This is a genomic window from Cellulomonas sp. JH27-2 (genome assembly GCF_014837175.1).
GTDB lineage: Bacteria > Actinomycetota > Actinomycetes > Actinomycetales > Cellulomonadaceae > Cellulomonas.
Genome location: NZ_JACYFR010000002.1, coordinates 520,366 through 544,393 on the forward strand (window position 1 = coordinate 520,366; position 24,028 = coordinate 544,393).

24 protein-coding genes and 1 riboswitch are annotated in these 24,028 nt (G+C 73.6%); of the genes, 22 read left to right on the forward strand and 2 right to left on the reverse strand.

The window, feature by feature from the left end; translation table 11 throughout:
• The first annotated feature begins 23 nt into the window (after positions 1-23).
• The 20 genes from carB to IC607_RS07440 all read left to right on the forward strand — a co-directional run bounded on the left by carB (position 24) and on the right by IC607_RS07440 (position 20,198).
• Complete coding sequence (gene carB, locus IC607_RS07345; protein WP_191786555.1) at positions 24-3,353, forward strand: carbamoyl-phosphate synthase large subunit; 3,330 nt, start codon at positions 24-26, stop codon at positions 3,351-3,353.
• Entirely contained in the window at positions 3,350-4,189 is an 840-nt protein-coding gene (pyrF, locus tag IC607_RS07350) for an orotidine-5'-phosphate decarboxylase (RefSeq protein WP_191786557.1), read from the forward strand. Before carB ends, pyrF begins: the two co-directional genes overlap by 4 nt.
• A 203-nt stretch (positions 4,190-4,392) precedes the next feature.
• Complete coding sequence (mihF, locus tag IC607_RS07355; RefSeq protein WP_191786559.1) at positions 4,393-4,704, forward strand: integration host factor, actinobacterial type; 312 nt, start codon at positions 4,393-4,395, stop codon at positions 4,702-4,704.
• Between the two features lie 42 nt (positions 4,705-4,746).
• On the forward strand, positions 4,747-5,316 hold the full coding sequence (gmk, locus tag IC607_RS07360) for a guanylate kinase (RefSeq protein ID WP_191786561.1): 570 nt from the start codon (positions 4,747-4,749) through the stop codon (positions 5,314-5,316).
• A 46-nt stretch (positions 5,317-5,362) separates the two neighbouring features.
• Complete coding sequence (rpoZ, locus tag IC607_RS07365; RefSeq protein ID WP_191786563.1) at positions 5,363-5,626, forward strand: DNA-directed RNA polymerase subunit omega; 264 nt, start codon at positions 5,363-5,365, stop codon at positions 5,624-5,626.
• Between the two features lie 10 nt (positions 5,627-5,636).
• Complete coding sequence (gene coaBC / locus IC607_RS07370) at positions 5,637-6,821, forward strand: bifunctional phosphopantothenoylcysteine decarboxylase/phosphopantothenate--cysteine ligase CoaBC (protein WP_191786566.1); 1,185 nt, start codon at positions 5,637-5,639, stop codon at positions 6,819-6,821.
• A 38-nt stretch (positions 6,822-6,859) separates the two neighbouring features.
• A complete protein-coding gene (metK, locus tag IC607_RS07375) occupies positions 6,860-8,056 on the forward strand; it encodes a methionine adenosyltransferase (protein WP_191786568.1) in 1,197 nt (398 codons plus the stop codon).
• A gap of 37 nt (positions 8,057-8,093) precedes the next feature.
• Complete coding sequence (locus IC607_RS07380; RefSeq protein WP_191786570.1) at positions 8,094-10,172, forward strand: primosomal protein N'; 2,079 nt, start codon at positions 8,094-8,096, stop codon at positions 10,170-10,172.
• A gap of 1 nt (position 10,173) precedes the next feature.
• A complete protein-coding gene (locus tag IC607_RS07385; protein WP_191786572.1) occupies positions 10,174-10,803 on the forward strand; it encodes an HAD family phosphatase in 630 nt (209 codons plus the stop codon).
• 24 nt (positions 10,804-10,827) lie between these two features.
• A complete protein-coding gene (fmt, locus tag IC607_RS07390; protein ID WP_191786575.1) occupies positions 10,828-11,796 on the forward strand; it encodes a methionyl-tRNA formyltransferase in 969 nt (322 codons plus the stop codon).
• Complete coding sequence (locus tag IC607_RS07395) at positions 11,793-13,316, forward strand: RsmB/NOP family class I SAM-dependent RNA methyltransferase (protein WP_191786577.1); 1,524 nt, start codon at positions 11,793-11,795, stop codon at positions 13,314-13,316. The genes fmt and IC607_RS07395 overlap by 4 nt, the downstream gene beginning before the upstream one ends.
• Before the next feature lie 22 nt (positions 13,317-13,338).
• The gene (gene rpe / locus IC607_RS07400) at positions 13,339-13,989 is read left to right on the forward strand and encodes a ribulose-phosphate 3-epimerase (protein ID WP_191786579.1); all 651 of its coding nucleotides are present in this window, start codon (positions 13,339-13,341) and stop codon (positions 13,987-13,989) included.
• A 108-nt stretch (positions 13,990-14,097) separates the two neighbouring features.
• Positions 14,098-14,232, forward strand: a riboswitch (FMN riboswitch).
• Between the two features lie 100 nt (positions 14,233-14,332).
• Complete coding sequence (gene ribD / locus IC607_RS07405; protein WP_191786582.1) at positions 14,333-15,490, forward strand: bifunctional diaminohydroxyphosphoribosylaminopyrimidine deaminase/5-amino-6-(5-phosphoribosylamino)uracil reductase RibD; 1,158 nt, start codon at positions 14,333-14,335, stop codon at positions 15,488-15,490.
• Entirely contained in the window at positions 15,490-16,095 is a 606-nt protein-coding gene (locus tag IC607_RS07410; protein ID WP_191786584.1) for a riboflavin synthase, read from the forward strand. The genes ribD and IC607_RS07410 overlap by 1 nt, the downstream gene beginning before the upstream one ends.
• Positions 16,092-17,447, forward strand: coding sequence for a 3,4-dihydroxy-2-butanone-4-phosphate synthase (gene ribB, locus IC607_RS07415; RefSeq protein WP_191786586.1), 1,356 nt, complete (start codon positions 16,092-16,094; stop codon positions 17,445-17,447). Before IC607_RS07410 ends, ribB begins: the two co-directional genes overlap by 4 nt.
• Positions 17,444-17,920 (forward strand): 6,7-dimethyl-8-ribityllumazine synthase, encoded by a 477-nt coding sequence (gene ribH / locus IC607_RS07420; protein ID WP_191786588.1) that lies wholly within the window; start codon positions 17,444-17,446, stop codon positions 17,918-17,920. Before ribB ends, ribH begins: the two co-directional genes overlap by 4 nt.
• Entirely contained in the window at positions 17,920-18,621 is a 702-nt protein-coding gene (pnuC, locus tag IC607_RS07425; RefSeq protein ID WP_191786590.1) for a nicotinamide riboside transporter PnuC, read from the forward strand. The genes ribH and pnuC overlap by 1 nt, the downstream gene beginning before the upstream one ends.
• A complete protein-coding gene (locus IC607_RS07430) occupies positions 18,618-18,881 on the forward strand; it encodes a phosphoribosyl-ATP diphosphatase (protein WP_191786592.1) in 264 nt (87 codons plus the stop codon). The genes pnuC and IC607_RS07430 overlap by 4 nt, the downstream gene beginning before the upstream one ends.
• 16 nt (positions 18,882-18,897) lie before the next feature.
• Complete coding sequence (hisG, locus tag IC607_RS07435) at positions 18,898-19,746, forward strand: ATP phosphoribosyltransferase (RefSeq protein ID WP_191786594.1); 849 nt, start codon at positions 18,898-18,900, stop codon at positions 19,744-19,746.
• Positions 19,734-20,198 (forward strand): PH domain-containing protein, encoded by a 465-nt coding sequence (locus IC607_RS07440; protein ID WP_370526067.1) that lies wholly within the window; start codon positions 19,734-19,736, stop codon positions 20,196-20,198. The genes hisG and IC607_RS07440 overlap by 13 nt, the downstream gene beginning before the upstream one ends.
• A gap of 19 nt (positions 20,199-20,217) precedes the next feature.
• Here IC607_RS07440 and IC607_RS07445 read toward each other — a convergent pair whose 3' ends face one another.
• Positions 20,218-20,901 carry an NUDIX domain-containing protein gene (locus IC607_RS07445; protein ID WP_191786596.1) on the reverse strand — a complete coding sequence of 228 codons (684 nt, stop codon included), beginning with the start codon at positions 20,899-20,901 and terminating at the stop codon, positions 20,218-20,220.
• 83 nt (positions 20,902-20,984) lie between these two features.
• On the opposite strand from IC607_RS07445, the gene IC607_RS07450 reads away from it, so the two are divergent.
• On the forward strand, positions 20,985-21,989 hold the full coding sequence (locus IC607_RS07450; protein WP_191786598.1) for an SPFH domain-containing protein: 1,005 nt from the start codon (positions 20,985-20,987) through the stop codon (positions 21,987-21,989).
• 1 nt (position 21,990) lies between these two features.
• Positions 21,991-22,890 carry an NAD(+)/NADH kinase gene (locus IC607_RS07455; protein ID WP_191786600.1) on the forward strand — a complete coding sequence of 300 codons (900 nt, stop codon included), beginning with the start codon at positions 21,991-21,993 and terminating at the stop codon, positions 22,888-22,890.
• On the opposite strand, the gene IC607_RS07460 is transcribed toward IC607_RS07455, so the two are convergent.
• A complete protein-coding gene (locus IC607_RS07460; protein WP_191786602.1) occupies positions 22,887-24,008 on the reverse strand; it encodes a DUF3866 family protein in 1,122 nt (373 codons plus the stop codon). The genes IC607_RS07455 and IC607_RS07460 overlap by 4 nt on opposite strands.
• Between the last annotated feature and the right edge of the window lie 20 nt (positions 24,009-24,028).

Consider the following 24,028-nt stretch of genomic DNA (forward strand, 5'->3'; position numbering starts at 1 on the left):
AACGACACGAAGGGTGCCGCCTGATGCCCCGCCGCACTGACATCTCCAGCGTCCTGGTGATCGGCTCCGGCCCGATCGTCATCGGCCAGGCCTGCGAGTTCGACTACTCCGGGACGCAGGCCTGCCGCGTGCTGAAGGAGGAGGGCCTGCGGGTCATCCTCGTCAACTCCAACCCCGCCACGATCATGACGGACCCGGAGTTCGCCGACGCGACGTACGTCGAGCCCATCACCACCGAGGTCCTGACCTCGATCATCGCCAAGGAGCGCCCCGACGCGATCCTGCCGACGCTGGGCGGCCAGACGGCGCTCAACGCGGCGATCGCGCTCGACGAGGCCGGCGTCCTGGAGAAGTACGACGTCGAGCTGATCGGCGCCAACATCCCCGCCATCCAGAAGGGCGAGGACCGCGAGCAGTTCAAGCAGGTGGTCGACGTGTGCGGCGGCGAGTCCGCGCGCTCGGCGATCATCCACACCATCGACGAGGCGCTCGTCGCCGTCGAGGACCTGGGCTATCCGGTCGTCGTGCGCCCCTCGTTCACCATGGGCGGCCTGGGCTCGGGCATCGCGTACGACGAGACCGACCTGCGCCGCATCGTCGGCCAGGGCCTGCACTACTCGCCGACCACCGAGGTGCTCCTGGAGGAGTCCATCCTCGGCTGGAAGGAGTACGAGCTCGAGCTCATGCGCGACAAGCACGACAACGTCGTGGTCGTCTGCTCGATCGAGAACGTGGACGCCGTCGGCGTGCACACCGGCGACAGCGTCACGGTCGCGCCGGCCCTGACACTGACCGACCGTGAGTACCAGAAGCTGCGCGACATCGGCATCGCGGTCATCCGCGAGGTGGGGGTCGACACCGGCGGCTGCAACATCCAGTTCGCCGTCGAGCCGACCACCGGCCGCATCGTCGTCATCGAGATGAATCCGCGCGTGTCCCGCTCGTCCGCGCTCGCCTCCAAGGCCACCGGCTTCCCGATCGCCAAGATCGCCGCCAAGCTGGCCGTCGGCTACACGCTCGACGAGATCCCCAACGACATCACCGGCGGCATGACGCCGGCGTCGTTCGAGCCCACGCTCGATTACGTCGTGGTCAAGGTCCCGCGGTTCGCGTTCGAGAAGTTCCCCGCGGCCGACGACACGCTGACCACGACCATGAAGTCGGTGGGCGAGGCGATGGCCCTGGGCCGCAACTTCACCGAGGCGCTCGGCAAGGCCATGCGCTCGATCGACAAGAAGGGCTCGACCTTCCACTGGGGGGGCGACGCGCTGACGGGCGACGAGCTGGAGGCGCTGGTCGCCACCATCAGCCGACCCACCGAGCACCGCATGGTCGACGTGCAGCAGGTGCTGCGCGCCGGGGTGAGCCTGGAGCGGGTCTACGAGCTGACCGGCATCGACCCGTGGTTCCTGGACCAGTTCCAGCTCATCAACGAGGTCGCGGAGCAGACCGCGGCCGCCGACGGCCTGACCCGCGAGGTGCTGGCGCACGCCAAGCGCCACGGTCTGTCCGACGTGCAGATCGCCCAGCTGCGCGGGACGACCGAGGACGCCGTGCGCGGCGCCCGCCACGCCGTGGGCCTGCGCCCGGTCTACAAGACGGTCGACACGTGCGCCGCGGAGTTCAAGGCGTCGACGCCGTACCACTACTCGTCCTACGACGAGGAGTCCGAGGTCGAGCCCCGCACCCGCCCGGCCATCCTGATCCTGGGCTCGGGGCCCAACCGCATCGGGCAGGGCATCGAGTTCGACTACTCCTGCGTGCACGCCGCGCTGGCGCTGAAGGGCGAGTTCGAGACCGTCATGGTCAACTGCAACCCCGAGACGGTCTCGACCGACTACGACACGAGCGATCGCCTGTACTTCGAGCCGCTGACGTTCGAGGACGTCCTCGAGGTCTACAACGCCGAGCTCGCGGCCGGCCCGGTGGCGGGGCTCATCGTCACGCTCGGCGGCCAGACGCCGCTCTCGCTCGCGCAGCGCCTGGCCGACGCCGGGCTGCCGATCCTGGGCACCTCGCCCGCCGCGATCGACGCCGCCGAGGACCGCGGCGAGTTCGGCAAGGTGCTCGAGGCCGCGGGGCTGCCCGCACCGGCCTTCGGCACCGCGACGACGCTCGCCGGCGCGCGTGACACCGCCCGCCGCATCGGCTTCCCGGTGCTCGTGCGCCCGTCCTACGTGCTGGGCGGACGCGGCATGGAGATCGTCTACGACGAGACCCAGCTGTCCGAGTACGTGCAGCGTGCCCTGGACAACGCCGCCGACGGTGGCCGCGCAGGCACCTTGCCCCCGCTGCTCATCGACCGCTTCCTCGACGACGCCATCGAGATCGACGTCGACGCGCTGTTCGACGGCACGGAGATGTTCCTGGGCGGCGTCATGGAGCACATCGAGGAGGCTGGCATCCACTCCGGCGACTCGGCGTGCGTCCTGCCGCCGGTCACTCTCTCGACGAGCGAGCTCGAGCGGATCCGCCTGTCCACCGAGGCGATCGCCCGCGGGGTCGGCGTGCACGGCCTGCTGAACATCCAGTTCGCGCTGGTCAGCGACGTTCTCTACGTCCTGGAGGCCAACCCGCGCGCGTCGCGGACCGTGCCGTTCGTGTCCAAGGCGACCGGCGTCTCGCTCGCCAAGGCCGCGGCCCTGGTCATGGCCGGGCACTCGATCGCGGACCTGCGTACCAGCGGCATCCTGCCCGAGAACGACGCGAGCGTGCTCGACCTCGACGCGCCCATCGCGGTCAAGGAGGCCGTGCTGCCCTTCAAGCGGTTCCGCACCGCCGAGGGCCAGGTCGTCGACACCGTCCTGGGTCCGGAGATGCGCTCGACCGGCGAGGTCATGGGCTTCGACGTCGACTTCCCGACGGCGTTCGCCAAGTCGCAGGACGCGGCGTTCGGCGGGCTCCCGTCCAGCGGGCGGGCGTTCATCTCGGTGGCCGACCGCGACAAGCGCTCGATCGTCTTCCCGGTCAAGCGCCTCGCGGAGCTGGGCTTCGAGATCCTGGCGACGGAGGGCACCGCGGCGGTCCTGCACCGCTCGGGCATCCGGTCCACGGTGGTCCGCAAGCACTCGTCCGGCCGCGGCGAGGCGGGGGAGCCGACGATCGTCGACCTCATCATCGAGGGCTCGGTGGACCTCATCGTCAACACGCCCTCGGGCCAGGGCGCCCGAGCCGACGGCTACGAGATCCGCGCCGCGACGGTCGCCGCCGACAAGGCGATGATCACCACGGTCCAGCAGCTCGGCGCCGCGGTGCAGGCCATCGAGGCGGCCGCGTCCGGTCCGTTCGCGGTGACCAGCCTGCAGGAGCACGACGAAGCCGCGCGCGTGCGGCGCGAGGCGGTGTCCGCGTGACCTTCGGTGCGCGGCTCGCCGCCGCGATGGACGAGCGCGGCCCGCTCTGCGTGGGCATCGACCCGCACGCGTCGCTCCTGGCGGAGTGGGGCCTGGACGACGACGTGGACGGGCTGCGCACCTTCGCGCTGACCGTCATGGACGCCGTCGGCGGTCGCGTCGCGGCCGTGAAGCCGCAGGCGGCCTTCTTCGAGCGGCACGGCTCACGCGGCCTGGCCGTCCTCGAGGAGGTCGTCGCGGCCGGCTACGCGTCCGGGACGCTGACGATCGTCGACGCCAAGCGCGGCGACATCGGCTCCACCATGGGCGCCTACGCCGACGCGTTCCTGCGCGACGGCTCGCCGCTGGCCGGTGACGCGCTCACCGTCTCGCCCTACCTCGGCTTCGGCTCGCTGGACCCGGCCGTCGAGGCCGCGCTGGCCACCGACCGCGGGCTGTTCGTGCTCTGCCTGACCTCCAACAAGGAGGGCGCCGAGGTGCAGCACGCGCGCAGCGAGGACGGCGCGAGCGTCGCCGCGACCGTCGCTGCACGTGCCGCGGTGCTCAACAAGGGCGCGGACCCGATGGGGTCCATCGGGCTCGTCGTCGGCGCGACCGTCGGCGATGCTGCTTCGCACACCGGCACCGACCTGGTGGCCGTCAACGGCCCGCTCCTGGCGCCCGGCGTCGGAGCCCAGGGCGCGGGGGCGCGCGAGCTCACGACGGCGTTCGGGTCCGCGCGCCGGCAGGTGCTGGCGTCGTCGTCGCGCGGAGTCCTGCGCGCGGGCCGCGACGTCACGGCCCTGCGCGCGGCCGCCGACGAGGCGATCCGCGAGGCGAGCTCGGCCCTGCGCTGACCCACCCTCACCCGCAGCGTCCGAGCAACTGGTCGTGATAGCGGCCAGTTGCTCGGACGCTGCGAGGGTGATCGAGGGGGATATCCGCAGGTCGGATGTGCAGATCGGCCCGTTTGCGTTGCCGACGCGCACGGGGCTCGCTAGGTTCGGATGCACGGTCCCACGCCCGTGGATCGCCCGACCACTGACGGAAGGTGACACGCGTGGCACTCCCTCCGCTGACACCCGAACAACGCGCCGACGCGCTCAAGAAGGCCGCTGTCGCGCGGCAGGCTCGCGCCGAGGTCAAGAACCGGCTGAAGTACTCGCAGGGCACCCTGTCCGACGTGATCAAGCAGGGGCAGCAGGACGAGACCATCGGCAAGCTCAAGGTGGTCTCGCTCCTGGAGTCGCTGCCTGGCGTCGGCAAGGTCAAGGCTCGTGCGATCATGTCCGAGATCGGAATCTCGGAGACGCGGCGCGTCCGCGGTCTCGGTCCGCATCAGGTGGAGGCACTCGTCGAACGCTTCGGGTGACCTTCGGCGCCCAACCACCGTTCGAGGAGTGCTGCACCACCCATGACGACGACGCCCGCCCGGCTGACCGTGCTCGCCGGACCCACCGCCGTCGGCAAGGGGACCGTGTCCGCCGACGTCCGTTCTCGTTACCCCGAGGTGTGGCTGTCCGTGTCAGCGACGACGCGGGCGCCACGCCCGGGTGAGATCGACGGCGTGCACTACCACTTCGTCGGGACTCAGGAGTTCGAGCGCATGGTCGACGCGGGCGAGCTGCTGGAGTGGGCGGTCGTGCACGGGCGCAACCGGTACGGCACACCCCGCGGCCCGGTCGAGGCCCGGCTGGCGTCGGGGGAGCCCGCGCTGCTGGAGATCGACCTGCAGGGTGCCCGTCAGGTCCGCGCGAGCATGCCGGACGCGCGCTTCGTCTTCCTCGCGCCGCCCTCGTTCGAGGAGCTGGAGCGGCGCCTGGTGGGCCGGGGGACCGAGGACGCCGAGGAGCGTGAGCGTCGGCTCGCGACCGCGCGCGTCGAGCTCGCGGCCGAGTCGGAGTTCGACCACGTGATCGTGAACGACGACGTGCAGCGTGCCACGGACGAGCTCGTTTCGATCATGGGCATCGCCACCAGGTAGAATCGACGCAGTTCCCCAAGCCAACTCAACTGTCGGGAGTCCCACCGTGTCCGGAACCGTCGCAGCCCCCATCGGCATCACCGACCCGCCCATCGACCAGCTCCTCGAGCGTGCCGACTCCAAGTACTCCCTGGTGCTCTACTCGGCCAAGCGTGCGCGCCAGATCAACGCCTACTACGCGCAGCTCAACGAGGGCCTGCTCGAGTACGTGGGCCCGCTGGTGGAGACCCGCCCGCAGGAGAAGCCGCTGTCGATCGCCATGCGCGAGATCGACCGTGGTCTGCTGACGTCGCAGGCCACGGAGGACTGAGACCCCGCAGATGCGGATCGTCCTGGGCGTGACCGGTGGGATCGCCGCCTACAAGGCCGTCCTGCTGCTCCGTCTGCTGCGTGAGGCGGGGCACGACGTGCGCGTCGTGCCCACCCGCGCCGCGCTCGAGTTCGTGGGCCGGCCCACCTGGGAGGCCCTGTCCGGGCAGCCGGTGACGACCGACGTCTTCGAGGACGTCGACCAGGTGGCGCACGTCGCCATCGGGCAACGTGCGGACCTCGTCGTCGTCGCGCCCGCCACCGCCGACCTGCTGGCGCGCGCCGCCACGGGTCAGGCCGACGACCTGCTGACGGCCACGCTGCTGGTGACGCGTGCGCCCGTGCTCGTGGCGCCGGCGATGCACACCGAGATGTGGCAGCACCCGGCGACCGTCGCCAACGTCGCGACGCTGCGCGAGCGCGGTGTGCACGTGCTCGAACCCGCGTCCGGACGCCTCACCGGCGCCGACACCGGCCCCGGACGCCTGCCGGAGCCCGAGGAGATCGCCGCGGCGGCCCTCGCGCTCGTCGGGCCCCGCGACCTCGCCGGCCGGCACGTCGTCGTCTCCGCGGGCGGGACCCGCGAACCCCTCGATCCCGTGCGCTACCTCGGCAACCGCTCGTCGGGCCGGCAGGGCGTCGCCCTGGCCCGCACTGCCGCGGCGCGGGGTGCACGCGTGACGCTCGTCGGCGCCAACCTGTCCGTCCCGGCACCGCACGGCGTGGACGTCGTTCCCGTCGAGACGGCCGCCCAGCTGCGGGACGCCGTCCGGAGCGCCGCCAAGGACGCCGACGTCGTCGTGATGGCTGCCGCCGTCGCCGACTACCGCCCGGTCAGCCCGGCCGGCACCAAGCTCAAGAAGACGGGCGTGCCGCCGGTTCTCGAGCTCGTCGAGACCGTCGACGTGCTGGCCGAGCTGGCCCACGACCGGCTGCGCGACGGCCAGGTCGTCGTCGGCTTCGCGGCCGAGACGGGCGACGACGACGCGAGCGTCCTCGAGCACGGCCGGGCCAAGGCGCTGCGCAAGGGCGCCGACCTGCTGGTCGTCAACGCCGTGGGCGACGGCCAGGGCTTCGGGACCACCGAGAACGACGTCACCATCCTCGACGGGAGCGGCACGGTCGTCGCCCGGACGTCCGGCAGCAAGGACGCAGTCGCCGACGTGATCTGGGACACCGTCCGCGACCTGGGCTGACGCCGATCGTCGTCGGCGGGCGCGACTATCCTTCGACCATGACCTCCGCGCTGCGCCTGTTCACGTCCGAGTCCGTGACGGAAGGCCACCCGGACAAGATCTGTGACCAGATCTCCGACGCCATCCTGGACGCGATGCTCGAGCAGGACCCGCAGGCTCGCGTCGCGGTCGAGACGATGGTCACCACCGGGCTCGTGCACGTCGCGGGCGAGGTGACCACCGAGGCGTACGTCGAGATCCCCGCCGTGGTGCGCCAGGTGGTCCGCGAGATCGGCTACACCTCGTCCAAGATCGGCTTCGACGGCGACTCGTGCGGCGTCTCGGTCTCGATCGGGCAGCAGTCGCCCGACATCGCGGCCGGCGTCGACAAGGCGCTCGAGGCGCGGCTCGACGCGAGCGACCTCGACCCGCTCGACGCGCAGGGCGCCGGCGACCAGGGCCTGATGTTCGGGTACGCGTGCGACGAGACGCCGTCGCTGCTCCCGCTGCCCATCTGGACCGCCCACCGCCTGTCCGAGCGCCTCGCGGCCGTCCGGAAGTCCGGGGAGGTGCCCGGGCTGCGGCCCGACGGCAAGACGCAGGTCACCATCGGCTACGACGGTGACCGCCCGGTCCGGGTGGACGCGGTGGTGCTGTCCACCCAGCACGAGCCCGACCTCAACCTCGAGACCGTGCTGCAGCCGGCGATCGTCGAGCACGTCATCGCGCCGGTCCTGGCCCAGCTGGACCTCGACACGAGCGACCACCAGCTCTACGTGAACCCCACGGGCACGTTCACGATCGGTGGCCCGCAGGGCGACGCCGGCCTGACGGGCCGCAAGATCATCGTCGACACGTACGGCGGCTACGCACGCCACGGCGGCGGGGCGTTCTCGGGCAAGGACCCGTCGAAGGTGGACCGCTCGGCGGCCTACGCGATGCGCTGGGTGGCCAAGAACGTGGTCGCCGCCGGTCTGGCACGCCGGTGCGAGGTGCAGGTCGCGTACGCGATCGGCAAGGCGCACCCCGTCGGCCTGTACGTGGAGACGTTCGGCACCGAGACGGTGCCCGTGGACCGGCTGACGGCCGCGATCCGCGAGGTGTTCGACCTGCGTCCCGCCGCGATCATCCGCGACCTGGACCTGCTGCGTCCCATCTACCGGGCCACGTCCACCTACGGCCACTTCGGCCGCGAGCTCGCCGACTTCACGTGGGAGCGCACGGACCGGGTCGCGGACCTGCAGTCGGCGCTCTGACGCCCCTGGCCGCGACGCGTCGGCGGCGGGTGGTGTGATGTCTGGCGTGGAGCACGCGGGCGAGCAGCTGGAGCTGGACGGGCTGCCCGTCCCGCGCGCTCGCCGGCGTCCGCGGGGGGTCGCGCTGGCCGACGAGCAGCCGGTCGCACGCGTCTGCATCGACCTGCCGCCGCAGCACCTGGACCGGCTTTTCGAGTACGCGGTCCCGGCCACCATGGCGGCCGACGCCCGGCCCGGCACGCGCGTGAAGGTCCGCTTCGGCGGACAGGACGTCGACGCGTACGTCATCGAGCGGGTCGACGAGGCCGAGCACGACGGCGACCTGCTGCCTCTGCGCCGGCTGGTCTCGGCCGAGCCGGTGCTCACGCCCGCGGTCGCGCGGCTGGCCCGGGCCGTGGCCGACCGGTGGGCGGGGACGCTGACCGACGTGCTGCGCCTGGCGGTCCCGCCGCGACACGCACGGGTGGAGGCCGAGGAGCAGGCCGACGACGTCCCGTCCGTGGTGCCGGTCTCGAGCACGAGCGCGTGGCTGCCCTACCGCGGCGGCCCGGCGTTCGGTCAGCACGTCCTGGCCGGCGGCGCTCCGCGAGCGGTGTGGACGGCCTTGCCCGGAGCCGTCGGCGAGCGGTGGCCGGACGCGGTCGCGCAGGTCGTCGCCACGTGCGTGCTCGGAGGACGCGGTGCGCTCGTCGTCGTGCCGGACGCCCGGGACATCGACCAGGTCCTGACCGCGCTCGTCGCGGCCGGCATCCCGGCGCACCGGCCCGGTGCCCGCGGGGGAGCGGTCCGGCTCGCGGCCGACGACGGGCCCGCCGTCCGCTACCGTGCGTTCCTCGCCGCGCTGCGCGGCCAGGCCGACGTCGTCGTCGGGACCCGAGCCTCCGCGTTCGCACCCGTGCGTGACCTGGGTCTGGTGGTCTGCTGGGACGACGGCGACTCGCTGTACGCCGAGCCGCGCGCCCCCTACCCGCACGTGCGCGAGGTGCTCGCGCTGCGCTCCGAGCTCGAGAGCGCCGCGTACCTGGTGGGCGCGCACGGGCGCACCGTCGAGGCGCATGCACTGGTCGAGTCCGGGTGGGCGCACGACGTGAGTGCCGAACGCTCCGTGGTGCGACGGCGGACGCCGCGGGTCCAGGCGCTGACGTCGACCGAGCTGGCGCGCGAGGGTGCTGCGGCGGCCGCACGGCTCCCCACTCCGGCGTGGCGGGCGATCCGCGACCGCCTCGCCGACGGCCCCGTGCTGGTCCAGGTCCCGCGGGCGGGCTACGTGCCCGCGGTCGCGTGCGGTCGGTGCCGCGCACCGGCCCGCTGCACCACGTGCCACGGCCCACTGGGGCTGGCGCGCGCCGACGGCGTCCCCACCTGCGGGTGGTGCGGCCGGCTCGCGACCGACTGGCGGTGCCAGGAGTGCGGAGGAGCGACGCTGCGCTCGGTGCGCGTCGGGTCGGAGCGGACCGCCGAGGAGCTGGGCCGGGCGTTCCCCGGGGTGCCGGTGCGCGTCTCCGGGGCCCGCGCCGAAGGGGGCGTGCTCGCAACCGTGCGGGACGTGCCCGCCGTCGTCGTCGCCACGCCCGGCGCCGAGCCCGTCGCGCCATCCGGGTACGCGGCCGCCGTCCTGCTCGACGCCGCGGTGAGCACGGCCGGGTCGGCCCTCGGCCTGCTGCCCGACGCGCTGCGCCGCTGGCTCGCCGCCGCGGCTCTGGTCCGTGCTGGTAGCGAGGGCGGGACCGTCCTGCTCGTGGGCGACGCCGAGGAGCGCGTGACCCAGTCGCTCGTCCGCTGGGACCCGGTGGGGCTCGCGTCCCGCGAGCTCGCCGAGCGCGTGGAGCTCGCGCTCCCGCCCGCGGTCCGCGTGGCCGCGGTCGTCGGCCGACGCGACGCCGTGCTCGCGGTCGTCCGCCGTATCGAGGTACCGGGCCTCGACGTGCTGGGCCCGGTGCCGGTCGACGAACGGTCGCCGGGCGCCCTCGAACCCGACGTCCGTGCCGTCCTGCGAGTGCCCCGGGCCGGCGGCAACGCGCTGGCCCGGGCGCTGGCTGCGTCGATGGCGGTGCGCAGCGCCAAGCGCGAGGGCGGCACCGTGCGCGCCCAGCTCGATCCGACGGAGCTGGGCTGACATGCACGAGATCGACACCCTCGTCCTCGATCTGGGCGACGTCCTGGTCCGTTGGGACCCGCGGCGTGCGCTGGTCGGGCGACTGCCGGACGACGAGGTCCGCGCGTTCCTCGACGACTTCGACTTCCGCACGTTCAACGTCACGCAGGACGCGGGCCGGTCGTGGGCCGACGGACGGGCGCTCCTCCAGGCGACCGAACCGCACCTCGTCCCCGCGATGGACCTGTTCGTGGAGCACTTTGCGGACACGCTCGTCGGCCCGGTGCCGGGCATGGCGGACCTCGTGCAGGACGCCGCCGACGCCGGCCTGCGCCTGCTGGGGCTGTCCAACTGGTCGGCGGAGACGTTCCACCTCGCCGAGCCCGTCGCGCCGGCCATCGGTCTGCTCGAGGACGTGGTCGTCTCCGGCCGTGAGGGCGTCGCCAAGCCCGACCCGCGCATCTTCGCACTGCTCGTCTCCCGTCACGGCGTGGACCCGAGCCGCGCGGTCTTCGTCGACGACTCGCCCGCGAACGTCGCCGCGGCACGGTCGTGCGGGTTCGACGCGGTGCTGTTCACCTCCGCGCAACACCTGCGTGCGGAGCTCGACGCGCGCGGGGTCGCCCTCGGCTCCCCGCCGCCGACGAGCTGAGCGGCAGCACCTAGGATCGACGGCATGCGTCTGCTCTTCGCCGGTACCCCCACGGCAGCGGTGCCGTCGCTCGAGGCCCTGATCGCGTCGCGGCACGAGGTGGTCGCGGTGCTGACCCGCCCCGACGCGCGCGTCGGCCGCGGACGGACGCTGGCACCGAGCCCGGTCAAGGCCCGTGCGGTCGAGGCCGGGATCGATGTGCTGACGCCGAGCACGCTGCGCGACGACGAGGTGGTCGCGCAGATCGCGTCGCTCGGCGTCGACGCCGCGCCGGTGGTCGCCTACGGCGCACTCATCCCCGTGCCGCTGCTGGACGTGCCGACGCACGGCTGGATCAACCTGCACTTCTCCGTGCTGCCCGCATGGCGCGGTGCCGCCCCGGTGCAGCGCGCGCTGCTCGCCGGCGACGAGGTCACGGGCGCCACGACGTTCCGCATCGAGCAGGGTCTCGACACCGGACCCGTGTTCGGCACCCTCACCGAGACCATCCGCCCGCGCGACACGTCGGGCGACCTGCTCGAGCGCCTGGCCACGGTCGGCTCGGGCCTGCTGGTCTCCACGCTCGACGCGCTCGAGGACGGCATCCTCAGCGCGGTCGAGCAGCCGACGGACGGCGTGAGTCACGCCGCGAAGATCGAGGTCGAGGACGCGCGTGTCGTCTGGACGCACCCTGCCTACGCCGTCGACCGCCGCATCCGCGCGTGCACACCCGCGCCGGGTGCCTGGACCACGCTGCCCGACGGAGCGCGCCTGGGGCTGGGCCCCGTCACGCTCACCGACCAGGACGTGCCGGCGGGCGAGCTGCGTGTCACCAAGCGCGAGGTCCTGGTCGGCACCGCGACGCAGGCCGTCCGGCTGGGCCAGGTCACCCCCGCCGGCAAGCGACCCATGGACGCAGCGGACTGGGCGCGTGGCGCGCGCCTGACCGACGGGACGGCGATCGGGGACGGCGTGATGCTGGGCGCCCGAGCCGACGAGGCGGAGCAGGCATGAGCGACGGACCACGCGACGACCGTCGGCCGGACGACGAACGTCGCAACACCGCCGGCCGGCAGCGCGGCAGCGCCCGGTCGCAGGGCCGCACCGAGCGCACCGCGCAGGCCCCCAGCCAGCGTCGACGCACCGGCGACCCGGCGCGCAACGCGGCGTTCGACGTGCTGCGTGCCGTCGCGGAGGGTGACTCGTACGCGAACCTCGTGCTGCCGCCGATGCTGCGCGAGCGGGGGATCCGAGGCCGCGACGCGGGCTTCGCGACCGAGCTCGCGTACGGAACGCTGCGCCTGCGCGGCCGGTACGACGCGATCGTCGAGCAGGCCGCGGGTCGCCCGCCCGAGAAGATCGACCCGCCTGTGCTGGACCTGCTGCGGCTCGGCGCGCACCAGCTCCTCGGCATGCGGGTGCCGCCGCACGCCGCTGTCTCGGAGACCGTCGGCCTCACGCGCGAGCGCGTCGGCGCGGGCGCGGCGCAGTTCGTCAACGCGGTCCTGCGGGCGGTCGGCCGGACGACGGCGGACGAGTGGCTGGACCTCGTGGGCGACGCGGCCGACCCGTCGGGCGACGACGCTGTGGCACGTCTCGCGGCGCAGCAGAGCCACCCCGAGTGGGTGGCCCGCGCGCTGCGCGAGGCGCTCGCGGGCAACGGACGGTCGGCCGACGAGCTGGGCGCCTTGCTCGAGGCTGACAACGCGGCCCCACGCGTGACGCTCGTCGCGCGGCCGGGCCTGGTGGACGACGACGAGCTACCGGGTACCCCCGGCATCGTCGCGCCGACCGCGTCGATCCTCGACGGTGGCGACCCGGCGAGCGTCGCCGCGGTCCGCGACGGCCGCGCGGGGGTGCAGGACGAGGGCAGCCAGCTCGTCGCGCTCGCGCTGGCCGCCGCGCCGCTGGACGGTCCCGACGAACGTTGGCTCGACCTGTGCGCCGGCCCCGGCGGCAAGGCTGCCCTGCTCGCGGCGCTGGTCGACACCCACCGCGGCCGGCTGGTCGCCAACGAGCTGCAACCGCACCGTGCCCGGTTGGTCGAGCAGTCGCTGCGCGCGGTGGCCGCGGACGCCGTCGAGGACGTGCGCACGGGTGACGGTCGCCTCGTCGGCCGAGACGAACCCGCGTCCTACGACCGCGTCATGGTGGACGCCCCGTGCACCGGTCTGGGTGCGCTGCGTCGTCGGCCCGAGGCACGCTGGCGCCGCCGAGCCTCCGACCTCGGCCCCCTGTCCGCCCTGCAGCGCGAGCTGCTGGCGTCGGCGCTCGAGGCGGTCCGCGTCGGCGGCGTCGTCGCGTACGTCACGTGCTCACCGCACCTGGCCGAGACGCAGCTCGTCGTCAAGGACGCACTGCGGGCCGCGGACCGCGCGGGCATCGGGGTCGAGACGATCGACGCCCGTGCCGTCGTCGAGGGCATCGCCCCGCAGCCCCTCGACCTGCCCGGCGACCGCACGGACGTGCAGCTCTGGCCGCACGTGCACGGCACGGACGCCATGCACCTGACCCTGCTGCGCCGCACGTCCTGACGCTCATGACTAGGCTCGTGGCGTGCCAGCGCTGATCAACCCGAGCATCCTGTCCGCCGACTTCGCCAACCTCGAGCGCGACCTGGGCCGCATCGCGAACGCCGACTACGCGCACGTGGACGTCATGGACAACCACTTCGTGCCGAACCTGACGATCGGCGTGCCGGTCGTGAAGCGGCTCGCGCAGGTGTCGCCCGTCCCGCTGGACCTGCACCTGATGATCGAGGACGCCGACCGGTGGGCCCCGCAGTACGCGGAGGCCGGCGCCGCGTCGGTGACGTTCCACCTCGAGGCGGCGCAGGCGCCCGTGCGGCTGGCGCGCGAGCTGCGGGCCGGGGGAGTGCGCGCCGCCGTGGCGCTGCGTCCCGCGACGCCCGTCGAGCCGCTGCTGGACCTCCTCGACGAGATCGACATGATCCTGGTGATGACCGTCGAGCCCGGCTTCGGCGGCCAGTCCTTCATCGAGGGCACGCTGCCCAAGATCCGCCGGGCCCGCGCGGCGATCGACGGGGCCGGTGCGGACACGTGGATCCAGGTGGACGGCGGCGTTGCCCGACCGACGATCGGACGCATCGCCGAGGCGGGCGCCAACGTCTTCGTCGCCGGCTCGGCCGTCTACGGCGCCGACGACCCCGCCGCGGAGATCGACGCGCTGCGCACCCTCGCGTCCTGACGACCGCCCCGCCAGACGGAGGCGTGACCGGCTCGGAGCGCAACTGCCACTCACGGAGTGGTGATGGGCGGGAATGTCGCGTGTGGCATGATCGTTGGCGGTAGAGCAACACGTGCTCCGGGGTCGGTGCAATTCCGAGCCGGCGGTGACAGTCCGCGACCCGCGACGTCCTTCGGGATCGAGCGGTTGACCTGGTGGAACTCCAGGACCGACGGTGAAAGTCCGGATGGGAGAAGTACGTGGCGGCGCGCGGTGACCCCGCACGCCGTGGCCGGCCGGACCCAGGTCCGTGCCCGGTGTCCCGTCGACCCCCCGGAGCCCTCGGTTCCGGGAGGTGGTGACGATGAGCACGACGAGCGACACGGTGCACCTGGCTGTCGACGACGACACTGCGCGCGCCCTGCACGCCGGGCGTCCCGTCACCGGCGCCGAGACCGACGCGCTTCGCCGCGCGTTCCGCCTCGCCGCGAACGGGCCCGCTCACGGCCCCAACCCGCGTGTCGGGTGCGTGCTGCTGTCCGCCGCGGGTGACGTCCTGGGCGAGGGCTGGCACCGCGGCGCCGGCACGCCGCACGCGGAGGTCGCCGCGCTCACCGACGCTCGCGAGCGGGGCCACGACACGACCGGCGCGACCGCCGTCGTCACCCTCGAGCCGTGCAACCACACGGGCCGCACCGGTCCGTGCTCGCAGGCGCTGATCGACGCCCGCATCGCACGCGTGGTCATCGCGGTCGGCGACCCGAACCCGGTGGCCGCCGGGGGAGCGGAGCGTCTGCGTGCCGAAGGCATCGACGTGCTCGCCGGGGTGCTGCCCGACGAGGGGCGCGCCGTGCTCGGGGCGTGGCTGCACGCCGTCGAGCGTCACCGCCCGTTCGTCACGCTCAAGCTCGCCACCAGCCTGGACGGGCGCATCAACGCGGCCGATCGCAGCAGCCGGTGGATCACCGGCGAGGTCGCCCGCCTCCACGCCCACGGCCTGCGCGCGGAGGTCGACGCGATCGTCGTCGGCACCGGCACCGCGCTCGTCGACGACCCGAGCCTGACCGCACGCTCCGCCGACGGCACGCTGCACGAGCACCAGCCGCTCCGCGTCGTCGTCGGGCACCGCGATCTCGCACCCGAGGCCGCGCTGCACGGGCCCGGCGGCGAGCTGGTCCACGTCCGCACCCACGACCCGCGCGTGGTCCTGGTCGAGCTGGCGCGGCGCGAGGTGCGGCACGTGCTCGTGGAGGGCGGCCCCACGCTCGCCGCTGCGTTCCTGCGCGCCGGCCTGGTCGACGAGGTGCACGCGTACGTCGCCCCGGTGCTGCTGGGTGCGGGCCGACCGGCCGTCGACGACCTGGGCATCACGACGATCGGCGACGCGCTGCGCCTGACGACCCGGTCGGTGCAGCCCCTGGGCCCGGACGTCCTGATCGTTTGCGGCGTCGACACACCTCAGCATCAGGACGCGTCAGAGCAGAGCACGTCAGCGAACGACACAGCAGAGCAGGAGCACTGATGTTCACCGGCATCATCGAGGAGATCGGCGTGATCGAGGCGATCGAGGACCGCGGCGAGGACGCACGCCTGAGCGTGCGCGGCCCGCTCGTGACGGGCGATGCGCACCTGGGCGACTCGATCGCTGTCTCCGGCGTCTGTCTCACGGTCGCCGACCTGCCGGGCGACGGTACGTTCGTCGCCGACGTGATGCCAGAGTCGCTGCGCCGCACGGCGCTGGGCGACCTGGCCGTCGGCAGCCCGGTGAACCTCGAGCGCGCGCTGGCGGTGGGCGGCCGCTACGGCGGGCACGTCGTGCAGGGGCACGTGGACGGTGTCGGCGTCATCCGGTCACGCACGCCCGGCCCGCGCTGGGACGAGGTCGAGATCGGCCTCGAGCCGTCGCTGGCCCGGTACGTCGCGGAGAAGGGCTCGATCGCGGTGTCCGGCATCTCGCTGACGGTCACCCACGTGTCCGACGACGCGTTCGGTGTCTCCCTGATCCCGACGACGCTCGAGGCGACGACCCTCGGCACGCTGGAGGTCGGTGCACGCGTCAACCTGGAGGTCGACGTGCTGGCCAAGTACACCGAACGCCTGCTCGCGACGACGGGGGCGCTGCGATGAACGACGCCGCGGGCACCGCGACGACCGGGACGATCGAGGACGCCCTGGCGGCGCTCCGTGACGGCAAGCCCGTGCTGGTCGCAGACTCGCCCGACCGTGAGAACGAGGCCGACGTCATCCTGGCCGCGCAGTCCGCGACCCCGGAGTGGGTGGCCTGGACCATCCGGCACTCGTCCGGCTACCTGTGCGCACCGATGCCGGCAGCCCGCGCCGACGCGCTGGACCTGCCGCTCATGGTCCCGCACAGCCAGGACCCGCGCCGGACGGCGTACACGGTCACGGTGGACGCGGCGACGGGAGTGACGACGGGCATCTCCGCCGCCGACCGGGCCCGCACGCTGCACGTCCTGGCCGACCCGGCCAGCGGGCACGAGGACCTGATCCGGCCGGGGCACGTTCTGCCGTTGCGCGCGGTGCCGGGCGGGGTGCTGCACCGCGCGGGGCACACGGAGGCGGCCGTCGACCTGTGCCGGCTCGCGGGCCTGGAGCCCGTGGGCGCCATCGCGGAGCTCGTGAACGACGACGGCACGATGACGCGGCTCCCGGAGGCGGCGCGCCTCGCGGCCGACGAGGGTCTGGTCCTCATCACGATCGAGGACCTGGTCGCGTGGCGCCGCCAGCACGACGACCTCGTCGGCACCGCGGACGCGCCGGCGCCCGTCGCGCGGGCACGGGTCCACGCCACCCACACCGCGTACCTGCCCACCGCGCACGGCGACTTCCGCATCCACGGCTACCGCGACCTGCGCACCGGCGACGAGCACGTCGCGCTGGTCCCGACGTCGGGCCTGTCCGACCACCCGGTGGTCCGCGTGCACTCCGAGTGCCTGACGGGTGACGCGTTCGGGTCGGCGCGCTGCGACTGCGGCCCGCAGCTCGATGCCGCGCTGCAGATGGCGGCCGAGCAGGGCGGTGCCGTCGTCTACCTGCGCGGGCACGAGGGCCGGGGGATCGGCCTGCTCGCGAAGGTGGCCGCGTACGCGCTGCAGGACGAGGGCCGCGACACCGTCGAGGCGAACCTGGACCTCGGCTGGCCGGCCGACCGGCGCGAGTACGGCGCGGCGGCAGCGATCCTGGCCGACCTGGGCATCACGCGCGTGACGCTCCTGACGAACAACCCCGCCAAGGTCGCGGGCCTGCGCGCTCACGGCATCGACGTGACCGACGTGCACGGGCTGCTCGTCGGGCGCACCCCCCACAACGAGGCCTACCTGCGCACCAAGGCCACGTCCATGGGCCACGTGCTGGACCTGGACGCCGGAGAACCCATCCCGGTCATGCCGACCCGGGCGGCGCCCGCCGCGCCGGGCACGGACACGAGTGACCACACCTTCGAGGAGGACCTGGCATGAGCGGTGCAGGCGCACCCACCCTGCACGTGGACGGCACCGGCCTGCGGGTCGTGGTGGTCGCGGCGAGCTGGCACACGGTCGTGATGGACGGTCTGCTGGCGGGCGCCCGACGAGCACTCGCGGCGGCAGGCGTCGACGACGTGACCGAGATCCGCGTGCCCGGCACGTTCGAGCTTCCCGTGGCCGCGAAGGCCGCTGCCGACTCGGGCGCCGACGCGGTCGTGGCGCTCGGCGTCGTCATCCGCGGCGGCACCCCGCACTTCGAGTACGTCTGCTCCGCGGCGACGAGCGGGCTGACCGACGTCGCCGTGCGCACCGGTGTGCCCGTCGGCTTCGGCGTCCTGACCTGCGACGACGACGCCCAGGCGCTCGACCGTGCCGGTCTCGAGGGTTCGCACGAGGACAAGGGCGCGGAGGCGGCGGAGGCCGCCGTCGCGACCGTCGTCGCGCTGCGGGCGCTGGCGAGGCCCTAGTGCTCAGCTGGCTCTTCGACGCGACCCTGACGATCGCGGGCCACGACATCCTGTGGCGGGAGATCGTCGGGAACGGGTTCGGCCTCGCGTCCGCGATCGGCGGGATGCGGCGTCAGGTGTGGGCGTGGCCCGTCGGCATCGTCGGGAACGTCCTGCTGTTCACGGTGTTCCTGGGCGGGGTGTTCGACACGCCGCAGGCCAAGGACCTGTACGGCCAGGCGGGACGGCAGGTGTTCTTCATCGTCGTGTCCGTCTACGGCTGGGTGCGCTGGCGCCAGGCCCGGGCCGACGGCCGCGCGCACGGCGACGCCCACGCGGCTGCCGTGGTCCCGCACTGGGCGGGCCCGAGGGGCTGGGTCCCGATCGGGACCGTCGCGGTCGTCGGGACGGTCGTGTTCGCGCAGATCTTCCGCGCCCTGGACTCGTACGGACCGTGGGCCGACGCGTGGATCTTCACGGGTTCGTTCCTGGCCACCTACGGCATGGCCCGCGGCTGGATCGAGTTCTGGCTGATCTGGATCGCGGTCGACGCCGTCGGGGTGCCGCTGCTGTTCCGGGCCGGCTACTACCCGTCCGCCGTGCTCTACATCGTGTACGCGGCCGTGGTCCTGTGGGGCTTCGTCGTCTGGTGGCGCCAGCGCGACCGAAACCCGGACGCGGTCAAGGACCTGCCGGAGCAACCCCTACTGTTGGCCGAGTGAAGACCTTCGACTCCTTGTTCGACGAGCTGGCCGACAAGGCCCGGACGCGCCCGGAGGGATCGGGCACCGTGGCCGAGCTGGATGCCGGCGTCCATGCCATCGGCAAGAAGATCGTCGAGGAGGCCGCCGAGGTGTGGATGGCCGCCGAGTTCGAGGGCGACGAGCGGACGGCCGAGGAGATCTCCCAGCTCCTCTACCACCTGCAGGTCCTCATGCTCGCGCGCGGTCTGACCCTCGCCGACGTCTACACCCACCTGTGAGAGAGGACCTCGCCGCGTGCTGAGGATCGCCGTCCCCAACAAGGGCTCCCTGTCGGAGCCCGCCGCCGCCATGCTCAAGGAGGCGGGTTACCGCCAGCGCCGCGACAGCCGCGAGCTGGTGCTGCCCGACCCGGACAACGACGTCGAGTTCTTCTTCCTGCGTCCCCGCGACATCGCTGTGTACGTGGGGTCGGGCACGGTCGACGTCGGCATCACCGGGCGTGACCTGATGCTCGACTCGGAGTCCGACGCGGTCGAGCACCTGCCGCTCGGCTTCGCGCGCTCCACGTTCCGCTGGGCGACGACCGCGGGGGAGATGAGCACGGTCGAGCAGGTCGCCGGTCACCGGGTCGCGACGAGCTATCCGGTGCTCGTCGCGTCCTACCTGCGCGAGCTGGGGATCGAGCCCGCCGGCGTCGTCCGACTGGACGGTGCCGTCGAGACCGCCATCAAGCTCGGTGTCGCCGACGTGATCGCCGACGTCGTCGAGACGGGCACCACCCTGCGCGCGGCGGGCCTGGAGATCTTCGGCGAGCCGATCCTGCGCTCCGAGGCGGTGCTGGTGCGGCGCTCCGACGTGGACGCTCCCGCGGGTCTCGACGTGCTCACGCGCCGCCTGCAGGGCGTGCTCACGGCCCAGCAGTACGTGCTCATGGACTACGACGTGCCCACGTCGCTCGTCGAGAAGGCCGTCGCGATCACGCCGGGCCTCGAGTCGCCGACCGTCAGCCCGCTGCACAATGGCGACTGGTCGGCCGTGCGTGCCATGGTCCCGCGCGGGCAGACCAACCAGGTCATGGATGCCCTCTACGACGTGGGCGCCCGCGCCATCCTGGTCACGTCCATCCACGCGTGCCGGCTCTGACGGGCGCGATGGCCGCCCCGACCACGCAGTACACCCCGTTCCGGCCGCACCTGGCCCGGATCGTCACGCTCGTGATGGCCGTCGTGGTGCTGGCCGGGACGGTCACGGTGATCCTCGCGATCCCCGAGCTCGGCCCAGGGGACCAGATCGGCTTCGCGATCGTCGGGCTGCTCATCATCTGGTTCTGCTGGCGTCAGGCGTCGGTCGCGGCCCTCCCGTCGCCCGAGGGGCTGGTCGTCCGCAACCTGCTGGTCACCACGCGCCTCGAGTGGGCGCAGATCGTGGCCGTGCGGTTCGGTGCCGGCCAGCCGTGGGTGCAGCTGGACCTGTCCGACGGCGACACGCTGGCCGTGATGGGCGTCCAGCGCGCCGACGGCGTGCGCGCCCAGGACGAGGCGCAGCGCCTGGCGACGCTCGTCGCGCAGCACTCCCGGACAGCGCGCGACGACTGAACCGCGAGGGGTTCCTGCGTCAGCCTTCGCGCGTCAGCGGCGGGTGCAGCGCCGTCGTCGGCCCGGCGCGGTAGACAGCCGCAGGCCGTCCCGGCCCGTCGCTCACCGTCCGACCTGTGTCCGCGAGCAGACCCGGCGTGCTGGTGACCTTCCGGTGGAAGTTGCGGGGGTCGAGGGTCACGCCCCACACGGCTTCGTAGACGGCGCGCAGCTGGGAGACGGTGAACTCCGGCGCGCAGAACGCCGTCGCCAACGACGTGTACTCGAGCTTCGCACGGGCACGCTCGACCCCGTCCGCGAGGATGCGTGCGTGGTCGAAGGCGAGATCGCCGGCGAGCGCCTCGTCGACCGGGAGCCAGGCCGCACCGGCCGCGTCCCCGCCCGCACGGGCCTCGGGCAGGTGCGGGGCGAAGGCCAGGTAGGCCACCGAGACGGTACGCATCCGCGGATCGCGACCAGGATCCCCGTAGGTGGCCAGCTGCTCGAGGTGCGTCGGGCCCGCCGCGACGCCCGTCTCCTCGGCGAGCTCGCGCGTCGCGGCGTCCACCAGGGTCTCGTCCGGCCGCACGAACCCGCCCGGTAGTGCGCGGCTGTGCAGGAACGGCTCCTCGCCGCGGTCGACCAGGAGCACGTGGAGCGCACCTGCGCGGACGGTGAGCACGACGAGGTCGACGGTGACCGCGAACGGGGGGTGCGACGTCATGGACCGACCATATGTCGTCGACTTGACGATAACAAGCCTTGCGGGTTAGCGTCGGAGAGACGAGAACAACCGAGGAGGATCCGATGGCCACCATCACCCGATACCCCTTCACCCGGCACCTGCGCGCGGTCCCGACGTCGCACGTGCTGCACCTGCGTGCCGGCACGCTGAAGCACGACGGCGCCGGGATCGCCTTCTGGTACCGGCCGCTGTCGGCCGTCATCAGCGAGGTCCCGGTCGACGACCGTGAGCTGCCCTTCGTCGCCCACGCCCGCACGGCGGACTTCCAGGACGTGGCCGTCCAGCTGACGGTCAGCTACCGGTTCGACGACCCCCGACTGGTGGCGAGCCGCCTCGACTTCTCGATCGACCCGGACCACGGTCGGTGGACCGGCAACCCGCTCGAGCAGGTCGCGCACCTGCTGGGGGAGCTGGCGACCGCCCAGGTCATCGACGCGATCGCCGAGATGACGGTGCAGGACGCGGTCACGGCGGGCGTCGGCGCGCTGCGTCGCCGCGTCACCGACGGGCTGCGGGTCGACGAGCGGCTCGCGAGCACCGGCATCGCCGTGCTGGGGGCCCGGGTCGGCTCGGTCCGCGCCGAGGCCGACATGGAGAAGTACCTGCAGACGCCCGCGCGCGAGCAGGCGCAGGGCGAGGCCGACAAGTCGACGTTCGAGCGACGCGCTCTCGCCGTCGAACGCGAGCGGGCGATCGCGGAGAACGAGCTCGCCAACCGGATCCAGCTGGCCCTGCGCGAGCAGGAGCTCGTGGCGCAGGACGGCGCCAACGCCCGCACGCGGGCCGACGAGGCCGCTGCGGCCGCGCTGATCGAGGCGAACGCTGCCGCTGAACGGCAGACACTGCGCGCGGAGGCCGACGCGCACACCGCACGCGTGGTCGGCGAGGCTCAGGGCGCCGCCGAGGCCGCGCGCCTGGCCGCCTACGACGGCGTGGACCGCGAGGTGCTGACCGCGCTGGCGATGCGTGAGCTCGCCGCCAACCTGCCGAGCATCGGCAACCTCACCGTGACCCCCGACCTGCTGACCGGCGCGCTCGCCGGCCTGGTCGGTGGCAAGGAGGCGTGACGTGGGACTCGCACCGCGGGTCGTGGTGGTGCACCGGGCGACCGAGCTGGACGGCCTCCTGGAACGCCACGGGACGCGCGGCCAGGCCGAGTTCTTCCTGCGCACCCGCGGGCGGTCGTTGGCCGACGTCCAGGACCGGCACGACGCCCAGGATGCGGCCCTGACGCAGGTCCGGGCCTCGATCCCGGCGGACTGGCGCCGCGGCGACGTCGAGCGCGAGGACCTGTACCGGTTCGCCTTCGAGCCGGGCGACGTCGTCGTCGTGGTCGGCCAGGACGGTCTCGTCGCCAACGTCGCGAAGTACCTGGATGCGCAGGTCGTGGTCGGGGTCGACCCGGAACCCGGACGCAACGCGGGCGTCCTGGTGACGCACGCGCCCCTGCGGGTGGAACGGCTGCTCGCCGACGTCGTGGGTGGGACGGCCGCCGTCCAGCACCGCACGATGGTCACGGCGACGCTCGACGACGGTGAGCGGCTCGACGCGCTGAACGAGGTGTTCGTCGGACACCCGAGCCACCAGTCGGCCCGGTACCGGATCGAGGCGGGCACCCGGGTCGAGGCGCAGTCGTCGTCGGGCGTGATCGTGGCGACGGGCACGGGTGCCACCGGCTGGGCAGCCTCGATCCGCCGGGAGCGCGGCGGGCCGGCCCTGCCGGCGCCGGACGAGCGCGCGCTCGGGTGGTACGTCCGCGAGGCGTGGCCGTCGCCGGCCACCGGGACGTCGCTGACCTCGGGGCTGCTCGACGAGGACGGGCACCTGCGGGTCGTCGTCGCGTCGGACGCGCTCGTCGTCTTCGGCGACGGGCTCGAGCAGGACCGCCTGACGGCCACGTGGGGGCAGACGATCGACCTCGCGGTCGCGGGCCGGACGTTGGCCCTCGCCGTCTCGCGGCCGTCCTAGTCCAGCAGAGCGACCGCGTGCCGGCCGGCGACCGCCGCCGCCAGGAACGCCGCGGGGTCGCGGTCGAGCCCGCGGCCCATGGTCGACAGCCGCACGGGCGAGCCCCGCAGCGCATCCAGCAGATCCTCGCCCGCCGGCACCTCGACCAGCCGGTGCCGCGTCGCGAGCTGCGCGACCTGCTCCGCCACGCGTGCGCCGAGCGCCGACAAGTCACCGCCGAAGACGGGGACCGGGACGTCCGCGGGCTGGAGGGCGACCCGTCCGTAGGCGGTCAGCGAGTGGTGCGAGACGCCGAGGTGCCGCTCCCGCTCGTCGGCCCCGGACACGCGCAGCGACGCGACTGCACGGCCGCCGAGAACGCCGACCGCGTTGACCGCCTCACCGACCGCGACACCCGAGAAGCCCCAGCGCGTCCCCGTGCCGAGGTTGCCCGGGCCCTGGGCGACGACGACGAGGTCGGCGTCGACCACGTGGCGCGCGGCCAGCAGCCCGGTGTGGACGGTGACCGCCTCGAGGTCACCCCCGAACGCCTGGCCGGTGGTGATGCAGGACGCGATCCAGCCGGCGTCGCGCAGGCCGGCGACGGCCCGCGAGAACCAGGCCGGCAGCGCACCGCCGTCCGTCATGACGTACACGACGCGGGGGGCGGGTCGCCCGGCTGCGTCGGCCGCGTGCCGGGCGCCGGCGATGATCGCGGGGAGCGCGGAGTGCAGGTCCGCGACGACCACCGGCAGCCCGGCGAGGTCGTCGGCGTCCGCCAGCACCTCGTGGTGCTCGGACTCCTGGTCGTCGACGCCCAGAACCATCGCCTGCAACGGGGTGTACCGCGCCTTCACCAGGTGCCCGCGACCCGCCGGGCGGTCCGGGGGGACGGAGCCCGCCGGCGCGACGACCAGCGCGTACCCGCCCGTGCCCAACCCGCGGGCGAGAGCGGAGACGTTGAGCAGCACGCGCGTCCCCACCGGCGTCTCGCCGACGAGCTCGGGGTAGGCGAGGGCCTTGACCTCGGTCGGGAGGTCGGGGTCGGCCCACGGCTCGTCGAGCGCGACCTGCAGCTCGACCGCGCCGGGCCACGACGCCCGGACGGACTGGACGACACCCGCACGCCACGTGATCACCGGACCACGCTACCGGCCAC